A 10,002-nucleotide genomic window follows, 5' to 3' on the forward strand; every position below is an offset into this window, starting at 1 on the left:
GATTCCTGTCGTGAGGCCGCTCAGAGCACGGTCAATTTGACGTCGATGTTGCCGCGCGTCGCATTCGAATAGGGACAGCGTTCGTGAGCACCGGCAACGACGTCTTCGGCGACGGATTTCTCCACTCCGGGGATCAGCACCTTGAGTTCGACGGTCAGCGCATAGCCGACCGCGACCGGACCCATGCCGACCCTGGCGGTGACGGTCGGTTCTGCCGACGGCGTGACCTTGCGAGTGCGCGCGACGAGCTTCACCGCGCCGAGAAAGCACGCCGCGTAGCCGGCAGCAAAGAGCTGCTCTGGATTGGTCCCCGGCCCGCCCGGCCCGCCCAGCGATTTCGGCAGCGACAGCGATACCGCGAGAAGCCCGTCCTCGCTCACGGCCTTGCCGTCGCGTCCGCCGGTTGCCGTCACCTCGGCTTCATACAGGATCTTGTCAGGCTGCAGCATGGTTGTCCTCAGCGTATCTAGGAGTCGGTAGCTTGTGTGCGCGCCACGAGCGCGCGAAAATCCTGGCGCGCGCGGTCATTGGCGAGCGCGAAGCTAGGGCCGCGGCTCGGTTCGGTACCGTTGAGGCGCTGCAACTGCACCCACATCTCGGCGCTCTTCAGTGCAACTGCCGCGCAGTTGACCACGGGCGCGTGGCCGATCTTGAAGCCGTGCTCGCTCGCAATCAGGAGGCCGGGCAACACACCGGCCGGAATGACGACGTCGGCGCCGCGATCGACCAACGGCTGCGCGCAGGCCGCAAAGTCGTTCAGCATGCGCGCTTTCGCGGCTGCATCGCCGGCAAACGCGGCGCTGAAATCCTCCGGCCGGCAGCCCATGGCGGTGACGTGCACCACACGGCCGCTCAGACCATAGCGATCGGCCTGCTCGTAATGCCAAACCTCGAAAGCTTGATCGAGCGTGACAAGGCCAAGGCGCCGTCCAAGCTGCGACGCCGCCAGCAGCGTCGCCTCGCCGGCACCGACCACCGGCACAGTCAGCGCCGAGCGCAGCTCGTACAATCCGGGGTCCTGGAAGTGGCCCATGACGTAGGCGTCGAAGCCGCGCTCCTGTGCCGCGAGCCCATTGTCGACCGCCTGGATCGCGCAACGGAATTCGCTCAAGCGACCGAAATCGCGATCGGCTGGCGTGATGCCCTCGACATGGACTGACGTGCCGGGCGCGGCGATCTCATTCAGATAAGTCGCCAGCCGCGCCATGTAGGGCGCGCTCGTGGCCTGGTCGACGAAGCTCTGCCAGAAGATGCGCACAGCGGATATCCTGTTCACAGGCGACCGTGCCGATGCACGAACCACCGAAGTCTGGGCTGACGACACACGCATGCCTGTCATTGTGAACGCGTGCCGTAGCGATGGCACCGTCCCGTCGACCGAATTATTTCAACCACAAAACAATTTTGGCGTCAATTGAACGGCACGATCACGCACGCCGCGCACGGCGGCAACGGTTTGCCGAAACGACAGGCAGATCGCGCCTTTCCCTTTTGCATAAGCGAATTCGGCTTTCGCGACAGCACCTGCCGCGACCAACTTTTCCGCAAAGGGTGTATTGACGTTCGGCCGACAGATACTTTAGACTTCAAATAATTGACAGGGCCGACGCCGCGTGGCGCACGCCGCGTCGTCAGGGACGTCGATCAGGGGTTTCTCCAGCGTGGCTGAGATCATCGACCTCGGAACCACAGGTGCTGCCGGCGGGGTCACCCTCGCCCGACGCGGCACCGCCGTGTCAGGGGTTGGCAATGTGAGCGGCCACGAAGTCGCGCACGAGGCCGGCGAATGCCTCCGGCATCTGGTCGGGAAGCGGCACCATGCCTCCTGAGAGCTCGCGCAGAGTACTGTCGCCGATCGCTCCAGCGACCTTGGGAGCCACCGGATGAGCGTGCGGATCGCCCGTCGGAGCAATGACCAGCGTGGGGCACCGGATGAGTCCCAGACGGTCCTCCATCCGATAGCGATTCACCACCCGGTGGCCCTCCGCCGCCATCTCACCGGACCGCAGCGCATCGATAATGAAACGCTGCAACAGATCGGTATCGCCGGCCGGATAAAATGGCTGACGGCGCGCCCAGAGCTCCGTGAGATGAGCGCCGTCGCTCCACGTCTCGACATCGTCGATGACCCGCATGCCCTGATGCTTGGCGCGGCGTGCCGCATCGACGAAGGGACAGGCCGAAAGCACCAGGGCGCTCACTCGCGCCGGTGCGGACGCCGCGATTTCCACCGCAATTGCTGCGCCGGTATGATGTCCGACGATCGCGGCCCGCGGCAATTCAAGCGCGTCGAGCAGCGCCAGCGCGGTCTGCGCCCACACTTCGATCGAAGGTTCGCCGTTCGGCCGATCGGAATCCCCGAAACCGGGCGTGTCCATCGCGATCGCGCGAAAATCGTGGCCGAGCAGCGGCAGCACGTCGCGATACTCGTCCCACGAACGCGGCGTCTGATGCAGCAGCAAGACGGGAAAGCCAGTTCCCGCCATGGCCACGTGAATGCGGCCAAGGTGCGTCGTGACGAAGCGGCGCTCGACGCGAGAGCCGGCTTTGCTCGTGGTCATGTCATAGCTCCTACTTCGATCCAACCTTACATTTCGCTCAGCTAGCGACTGTTTTCAACCAAGGGGAACGCAATGCGCAAGATCTTGAGTTTGGCTGCACTGTTCGGCGGCCTCGTCACGGCCTCGACCGCACAGGCCGACATCACGGTCGGGTTCGTGACTTCCCTCAGTGGACCCGGCGCCTCGATCGGCATCCCGTATGGGCGTGGTATCCAGGCCGCGCTCGAATACAAGGGCGAGGTCAACGGCGAGAAGATCCGGCTGATCCAGCTCGACGACGGCTCCGATCCCTCCGCCGCGAGCCGCGCCGCGCGCAAGCTGATCGAGGAAGAGAAGGTCGATCTCTTGATCGGCACTGCGACCGCGCCCTCGACCATCGCCATGATGGCGGTCGCGACCGAGCTGAAGGTGCCGATGATCGCCGTCTCCCCGATCATCGGGCTGCCGGACCCGGCCGATCAATGGGGCATCTGCGTTCCGCAGCCCGCCTCGTTGCTGGTCAAGGTCGTTGCCGACCGGATGAAGCGCGATGGTATGAAGAACATCGGCTATATCGGCTTTTCCGACGCATGGGGCGATCTCGTCTATAACGGCGCCAAGGCGGTCGAAGCCGATGACGGCATCAAGGTGCTGACCAACGAACGCTATGCACGCGTCGATACCTCGGTCACCGGCCAGATCCTCAAGGTGCTCGCGACCCGCCCCGATGCCGTCCTGGACGGCGGGTCGGGCACCCAGGGCGCGCTGCCGCTATTGGCGCTTGCCGACCGTGGCTTCAAGGGCAAGACCTACGGCACGGTGGCGCTGGTCAATCCCGATTTCGTGCGTGTCGGCGGCAAGGCCGCCGACGGAATTCAGGTTTCCGCAGGTCCCGTCATCGTGGCCGAGCAGCTTCCAGACACTCATTTCGCCAAGAAGCTGGCGCTCGAGTTCCGTGCGGCCTACCAGAAGGCCAACAACCTGCCGTCGACGGACGGTTTTTCAGCCTATTCCTTCGACGGCTGGAAGATCTTCACAGAAGCCGCAGCGCGCGCGTTGAAGACCGCGAAGCCCGGCACTGCCGAATTCCACAAGGCGCTGCGCGACGAGATCCTGAACACCAAGGAAATGCCCGGCGTGCATGCGATCTACAACTTCAAGCCGGGTGCCTATCACGGCGTCGACGAACGCGCGCTGGTGATTGTCCGCCTGGTCAATGGCGCCTGGACTTACGAGCCCTGAGCGAGCGCACCAAAGGACGACCAAAGGCATGACGGCAGACATCGCAGCGATCCTTGCGGTCGATGGAATAGCGACCGGGGCAATCTATGCCCTGGTGGCGATCGGAACCGTGCTGATCTTCACCGTCACGCGGGTGATCTTCATCCCATTCGGCGACATCGCGGCGTTCACCGCGCTGACGCTGGCCGCGCTCGACGCCAGGCAGATCCCCGGAACGGTCGGGCTGGTCGTCGTGCTGGCCTGCATGGCCTGTCTGATGGAGGTCACGTCGCTGGCGCGCGCGGGCGAGCTTCGCGCGGTGCCGAAGGCCGTGCTCGGCTATCTCGTGCTTCCCCTGGTCGCGGTCGGGATCGTCTGGCTGGCGATGCGCTTCAACCCACTGATGCAGATCCGGATCGTGCTGGCTTTGCTGCTCATCCTGCCGGTCGCGCCGCTGCTCGACCGGATCGTCTTTCGCCCGATCGCGGACGCTTCGGTCCTGCTGCTGCTGACGGTCTCGGTCGCCTTGCATTTCGCGCTGGTCGGGCTGGGGCTGATGTTCTTCGGCCCCGAAGGCGTCAGGACCGAGCCGCTGACATCGCTTGCGCTTGATATCGGCGACGTTCACGTTCCCGGACAGACGATGCTGATCCTGACGGCGGCACTGGTGTTCAGCGGCCTGCTATTCCTGTTCTTCGATTTCACCCTCCTCGGCAAGGCGCTGCGCGCGACCGCCTTCAACCGGACCGGCGCGCGGCTGATGGGCATCAGGCCGGCGCGCGCCGGGACCATCGCCTATCTCCTGGGATCGCTGATGGCGGGCGTCTCCGGCATCCTGATCGCGCCAGTCAACACGATCTTCTACGACTCCGGATTCCTGATCGGGCTGAAGGCCTTTGTCGGCGCCATCGTCGGCGGCCTGGTCAGCTATCCCGGAGCCGCGCTCGGCGCGTTCGGCGTCGGCATTCTCGAAAGCTTCGCATCATTCGAAAGCAGCACCCTGAAGGACGTCATCGTGTTCTCGCTGCTGATCCCCGTCCTGCTCTGGCGCTCGCTCGCCTCGCAGCATTCAGAAGAGGAGGTCGAGGAATGACCCGGCTGCAAATCCGCCTCATCATTGCAGCCGTGGTCGCCTGTCTCATCGCGGCGCCCTTCGTGCTCAATCCTTTCACCGTCACATTGCTGAACTACATCGGCATCTACGCGCTCGCAGCGATCGGGCTCGCCCTGTTGACCGGGGTTGGCGGCATCGTTTCGTTCGGCCAGGCGGCCTTCGTCGGCATCGCCGCCTATTCCACGGCATGGGTGACGGCGCTTCACGGCTATTCGCCCTGGCTCGGACTGGTGCTGGCGGTCGTCCTGACCTGCGGCATCGCGGCGATCCTGGGCCTCGTGACGCTGCGCCTGCAGGGCCATTTCCTCTCGTTGAGCACGGTCGCGTGGGGGCTGGCGATCGCATTCCTGTTCGGCAACATCGACGGGCTCGGCGAACACAACGGCATTTCGGGCCTTCCCCCGATCTCGATCGGCCCGGTCGCCCTGGTGCAGAGCTGGCAGATCTATTTCCTGATCTGGGCCATTGTCGCTGCGGTCCTTCTCCTTTGTTACAATCTGCTGGACTCCCGCATCGGCCGCGCGATGCGTGCACTTCGTGGCGGTAATACGCTCGTCGAAAGTCTCGGAATCAGTGCATTCCAGATTAGGCTCCTGACATTCGTCATTGCCGCTTTCTTTGGCGCGCTGTCTGGATGGCTCTATGCCCATCTCGGCCGCTTCGTCAGTCCCGGACCGTTCGATGCCAGCATGGGCATCGAATATCTGATGATGGCGATGGTTGGTGGCGCCGGCAGCGTTTTGGGCGGCGTGGTCGGTGCTGCGATCGTCACGCTGCTGAAGAACTCAGTGCAGGACTACCTTCCGCTGATCGCGAAAGGCGCCTCGGGTCAGCTCGAGATCGTGGCATTCTCGGCGCTGTTCATCCTGTTTCTGCAACGGGCGCGGCAAGGCATCGTTCCGTTCGTCTCCGGTTTCCTGCCGGATCGGAAATTATCCCCTCCGCAACAGGCCGCTCGGCTGCCCCGCCGCGAGCAGCCGGCACCCGGCAGCCTTCTGCTCAAGGTCAGTGGCGTGCAACGCCGATTTGGCGGGCTGGTTGCCGTCAACAATGTCAGCTTCGAGGTGCGGTCCGGCGAGATCCTCGGCCTGATCGGGCCGAATGGCGCCGGCAAGTCCACGATGTTCAACCTGCTCACCGGTGCGCTTCGCGCCAACAGCGGCGAGATCAGATTCGCCGATCGATCGATCACCCGTGACGCGCAGTTCCGCATCGCCCGGTCCGGGATCTCCCGCACCTTCCAGCACGTCAAGCTGCGCCCGCGCATGACGCTGCTCGACAATGTGCTGCTCGGCACCTATTCGCGCACCAGGACCGGCCTGCTCGCCGGCGCCTTGCGCTTGAATCAGGCGGAAGAAGCCAGCGCGCGCTACGAGGCGCTGCAGCAGCTCGAACGGGTCGGGCTCGGCGACAAGCCGTTCGAGCTTGCCGGCAACCTGCCGCTCGGCAATCAGCGCGTGCTCGAAATCGCCCGTGCGCTCGCCTCCGACCCGACGCTGCTGGTGCTCGACGAGCCTGCGGCGGGGCTGCGGCGCCAGGAGAAGCAGAAGCTCGCCGAATTGCTGCGCTCGTTGCGATCGGACCATCTGACGATCCTGCTGGTCGAGCACGACATGGAGTTCGTGATGTCGCTGGTCGATCGCATCGTCGTGCTCGATTTCGGCTCAAAACTCTGCGAGGGCGGACCTGCGGCGATCCGCAGCGACGCGCGGGTCCAGGAAGCCTATCTCGGAGGCGTCGCGTGACGCAGATGCTCTCGATCGAGAATGTCTCAGTCTCCTACGGCAAGGTGGAGGCGGTCCGCAACGTCTCGCTGTCCGTCGAACAGGGACAGATCGTCACCGTGATCGGCCCGAACGGCGCCGGCAAGACGACACTCCTCATGGCGGCGATCGGCCTGCTGCGATCGACGGGGAGGATGCTGTTCCAGGGGACAGATCTGGCGAAGATCGATGTCGAGGGCCGCGTCGAGCGCGGCCTTTGCTTGGTCCCCGAGAAGCGCGAACTGTTCGCCGACATGTCGGTCGCCGACAATTTGTTGCTCGGCACCTACAGCCTGCGCGATCGCTCGACGACACGGAAGAGCCTCGATGACGTGTTCGACCGCTTCCCGCGGCTCAAGGAGCGCAGCAAACAAGCCGCCGGTACGCTGTCCGGCGGCGAGCGGCAGATGCTCGCGCTCGGCCGCGCGCTGATGGCGAAGCCGAAGCTGCTTGTGCTCGATGAACCGAGCCTTGGGCTCGCACCGTTGATCGTCCGCGAGATCTTCCGCACCATCGCGTCGCTACGCAGCCTCGGCGTCTCGGTGCTGCTGGTCGAGCAGAACGCCCGTGCCGCGCTGGAGACCGCCGACTACGGCTATGTGCTGGAAACCGGCGAGATCATCCAGTCAGGGCCGGCGGACACCCTGATCCACGACCCGAAGCTGATCGCGGCCTATCTCGGCGGGCATTAGCGACCAAGACCGGGGCTAAAACTGCGAAAACAACCCCTTGCAAAGTAGAAATGGGGCCCCGCATCATCCGAACACGCTAGATCTAGCTAGATCGTGTACCTATAAACGACGGCGTCATGTGATTGATGACCGCGTCCGCTTTGCTCCTAAAGCGACTAATTCGTGCGGCAGCAAAGTATGTCGCGATGGGCCACTTCCGGACTCATGCACCCTGGCAAAGTCAGGCTTCGTTCAGTCGCTTCGACGGTCATGGCGAACACGGATCGCCGACCGCCGACGAACAGACACAACTTCAAATGTTGATTTCGAGGACCGGACGAAGATGTTCGTCTCGCTATTCCAGATACGGCGTCAGCACATTTTCGATCCATTTCATGAATGCGCGGACTCGGCGCGACAGATTGCTTCGATGTGCTACGACGAGGGACACGGCGAGCGCCCGGCGACGAAAATCGGGTATGATCTCCACAAGCGCTCCACTCTCCAGGTATCGGCCAATTCCCAAGAGTGGCGCCTGAATCAGGCCAAGGCCGGCGAGGGCAGCGGCTTCGTAGGTCTGCGCACTGTTAACGTGTAACGCACCTGGCAACTGAAGCGTGGCGTAGCCGTCGCCGTCCGGATATTCCCATCCATAAGGTCTTGCGCCCAGCATCGTCGAAAAATGAATTGTCCGATGCTCCTGACGCTGGAGATCTTCTAGCGATCGGGGGACGCCATAGCGCGCCAGATAGGCGGGACTGGCAGCGTTGACCATGCGTAACTTGCCCAGCGGGCGGGCGATGAGCGTCTCGTCCCTGATGGATCCAAGCCGCAATACACAGTCGAACCCCTCTTGAACCAGATCGACTTGCCGATCCGTACTCGACACCTCCAGCTCCAACTCTGGATGAGTTGCCATGAAATCCGGTAAGGCCGGCATGATCGTTGTCCGTGCCACCTCGGTCGGAAGATCGACGCGTAGACGCCCGCGAAGTGCCACGCGATCGCCTGCGAACATTGAGTGCAGGTCATCAACGTCAGCAAGCAGATCGCGGGCACGGGCATGAAATACCCGTCCGTCTTCCGTCAACTGCACGCTACGCGTCGTCCGGTGCAGAAGCCTGACACCGACATCTTCTTCCAGTTTCCGGATCGCCGTTGAGGCCCTTCCCTTCTGAATGCCCAGGCTATCGGCTGCGCGGCTGAAGCTCCCCATGTCCGCTACCGTTATGAAAATGAGGATGGGTTCGAGATTCTGCATTTTCCTGCCTCGGCATTGTTCACCGTAGAGAGAACAGTGAGTTCGCTCCCTCGTTGTTTGTCATACCTAGGAGACACAATAGGCTCCAAATAATGGGATTCCTCCTCGGAGAATGACAAGTGTCCGAAACTATCAACCTGCCTCAGGTGCCTGAAACTGTGACCGTGCATCGCGCCCTGTGGGCCGGCCGGATCATGAGCGCATTTGTCGTTATCGCTCTGGCGGCAGACGGCACCATTCAGCTTTTCGCGCCGGCACAGATCGCGAGCATGTTGCAGGAAACCGGGTTCGCGATGGACCTGACCCGTGTCGTGGGTCCGATCATCCTTGCCTGCGCCATCCTTTACGCCATCCCGGCCACCGCCGTGCTCGGCGCGATCCTTGTGACGGGCTTTTTGGGAGGTGCCATCTGCGCCCATGTCCGCATTGGTGAGTTGGGGGCGCCGCCGGAAATCATGTCCCTGCTTCTGGGCGCGATGACATGGGGCGGCCTCTACGCGCGCGATCCCCGAATCCGGGCCGTTCTGCCGCTCATCCATTGAACCAACCAGGGCAGTGTTCTGTCCCTCAAGATCAGGAGAAAACACATGTTTTTAGTCATGGGAATCACGGGAAAAGTGGGCGGCGCAACGGCAGAACATCTGTTGGCGCACGGCAAGGAAGTCCGCGCGCTCGTCCGCAATCGCGAGAAGGCTTCAAGCTGGGCGAACAAGGGCGTGGAACTGGTAAACGGTGATTGGAATGATTCGGCAGCCATCGAGCGGGCGCTCAAAGGCGTCGAAGGCGTGTTTGTCATGTTGCCGGCTGTCTGGGCCCCCTCGCCCGATTACAAAGAAGCCAAGGGCGTGATTGCGAACTATGTCGAGGCGCTCACCAAGGCAGCGCCGCCGCGGGTGGTAGCGCTTTCGTCGATGGGTGCGAACAGGACCAGCGGGCTCGGGATGATCACGGCGTTGTCGCTTCTGGAGCAAGGTTTGCGCGACCTGATATCGCCAATCGCATTTGTGCGCGCAGGTGGTTTCTTCGAAAACTTCCTCTACGGCTTGCAGGTCGCCCAGGGCGGAACGCTCCCGGTCTACTACAATCCGACAAACCGGAAATCGACCATGGTCGCGACGAACGACATCGGCGCGGAGGTCGCAACCCTTTTGACCGGTCCAGCGTGGTCAGGGCAGCGCGCCGTCGAGCTTGGTTCGATGGTCACCGCGGATGAAGTCGCGGAGCAATTGGGTGAAGTCCTGAATCTCGACGTCAAAGCCTTTGCAGTCCCGCGTGCAGGGTGGGCGAAAGCGTTCGAGCAATTCGGCATCCCGAAGGGCCACACCGGACCTGCCGAAGAAATGTTTGAGGCCGTGAATGCAGGATGGATGGACCTTGGAGTCGCGGGTACGGAGCACGTAGCCGGTACGACGTCCGCACGCGATGTATTCGA

The 10,002-nt window shown here is 63.0% G+C and carries 10 protein-coding genes; 6 read left to right on the forward strand and 4 right to left on the reverse strand.

Annotated features, from left to right (window positions below):
* Window positions 1-20: 20 nt before the first annotated feature.
* The 3 genes from UP10_RS37980 to UP10_RS37990 form a co-directional block, all read right to left on the reverse strand.
* Window positions 21-449: an organic hydroperoxide resistance protein gene (locus tag UP10_RS37980; RefSeq protein WP_044592217.1), complete on the reverse strand. Its 429-nt coding sequence runs from the start codon at window positions 447-449 to the stop codon at window positions 21-23.
* A 17-nt stretch (window positions 450-466) separates the two neighbouring features.
* Window positions 467-1,258, reverse strand: coding sequence for an aspartate/glutamate racemase family protein (locus UP10_RS37985; protein ID WP_044592218.1), 792 nt, complete (start codon window positions 1,256-1,258; stop codon window positions 467-469).
* 478 nt (window positions 1,259-1,736) lie between these two features.
* Complete coding sequence (locus UP10_RS37990) at window positions 1,737-2,561, reverse strand: alpha/beta fold hydrolase (RefSeq protein WP_044592219.1); 825 nt, start codon at window positions 2,559-2,561, stop codon at window positions 1,737-1,739.
* Window positions 2,562-2,633: 72 nt separating this feature from the next.
* Here UP10_RS37990 and UP10_RS37995 point away from each other — a divergent pair, with 72 nt between their 5' ends.
* The 4 genes from UP10_RS37995 to UP10_RS38010 are packed head-to-tail and all read left to right on the forward strand — an operon-like array spanning window position 2,634 to window position 7,330.
* Window positions 2,634-3,782, forward strand: coding sequence for an ABC transporter substrate-binding protein (locus UP10_RS37995; RefSeq protein WP_044592220.1), 1,149 nt, complete (start codon window positions 2,634-2,636; stop codon window positions 3,780-3,782).
* Between the two features lie 28 nt (window positions 3,783-3,810).
* Window positions 3,811-4,854, forward strand: a complete 1,044-nt coding sequence (locus UP10_RS38000; protein ID WP_044592221.1) for a branched-chain amino acid ABC transporter permease — start codon at window positions 3,811-3,813, stop codon at window positions 4,852-4,854.
* Window positions 4,851-6,620: a branched-chain amino acid ABC transporter ATP-binding protein/permease gene (locus UP10_RS38005; RefSeq protein WP_044592222.1), complete on the forward strand. Its 1,770-nt coding sequence runs from the start codon at window positions 4,851-4,853 to the stop codon at window positions 6,618-6,620. The genes UP10_RS38000 and UP10_RS38005 overlap by 4 nt, the downstream gene beginning before the upstream one ends.
* Window positions 6,617-7,330: an ABC transporter ATP-binding protein gene (locus UP10_RS38010; protein ID WP_044592223.1), complete on the forward strand. Its 714-nt coding sequence runs from the start codon at window positions 6,617-6,619 to the stop codon at window positions 7,328-7,330. Before UP10_RS38005 ends, UP10_RS38010 begins: the two co-directional genes overlap by 4 nt.
* A gap of 334 nt (window positions 7,331-7,664) precedes the next feature.
* On the opposite strand, the gene UP10_RS38015 is transcribed toward UP10_RS38010, so the two are convergent.
* A complete protein-coding gene (locus UP10_RS38015) occupies window positions 7,665-8,570 on the reverse strand; it encodes a LysR family transcriptional regulator (protein WP_044591719.1) in 906 nt (301 codons plus the stop codon).
* A gap of 119 nt (window positions 8,571-8,689) precedes the next feature.
* Here UP10_RS38015 and UP10_RS38020 point away from each other — a divergent pair, with 119 nt between their 5' ends.
* Both UP10_RS38020 and UP10_RS38025 read left to right on the forward strand, forming a co-directional pair.
* Window positions 8,690-9,112, forward strand: coding sequence for a DoxX family protein (locus UP10_RS38020; protein ID WP_044591720.1), 423 nt, complete (start codon window positions 8,690-8,692; stop codon window positions 9,110-9,112).
* Window positions 9,113-9,157: 45 nt separating this feature from the next.
* Window positions 9,158-10,002: NmrA family NAD(P)-binding protein (locus tag UP10_RS38025; protein ID WP_044592314.1), on the forward strand; the 845-nt coding region annotated here is incomplete at its 3' end.

It is taken from the genome of Bradyrhizobium sp. LTSPM299 (genome assembly GCF_000938235.1).
In the GTDB taxonomy this organism is placed as follows: Bacteria; Pseudomonadota; Alphaproteobacteria; order Rhizobiales; family Xanthobacteraceae; genus Bradyrhizobium.

Bases quoted from the DNA above. Each gene is read 5' to 3' on its own strand.
- UP10_RS38005 (WP_044592222.1), top strand. From the start codon at position 4,851: ATGACCCGGCTGCAAATCCGCCTCATCATTGCAGCCGTGGTCGCCTGT.
- UP10_RS37980 (WP_044592217.1), bottom strand. From the start codon at position 449: ATGCTGCAGCCTGACAAGATCCTGTATGAAGCCGAGGTGACGGCAACC.
- UP10_RS37990 (WP_044592219.1), bottom strand. From the start codon at position 2,561: ATGACCACGAGCAAAGCCGGCTCTCGCGTCGAGCGCCGCTTCGTCACG.
- UP10_RS38015 (WP_044591719.1), bottom strand. From the start codon at position 8,570: ATGCAGAATCTCGAACCCATCCTCATTTTCATAACGGTAGCGGACATG.
- UP10_RS38000 (WP_044592221.1), top strand. From the start codon at position 3,811: ATGACGGCAGACATCGCAGCGATCCTTGCGGTCGATGGAATAGCGACC.
- UP10_RS37995 (WP_044592220.1), top strand. From the start codon at position 2,634: ATGCGCAAGATCTTGAGTTTGGCTGCACTGTTCGGCGGCCTCGTCACG.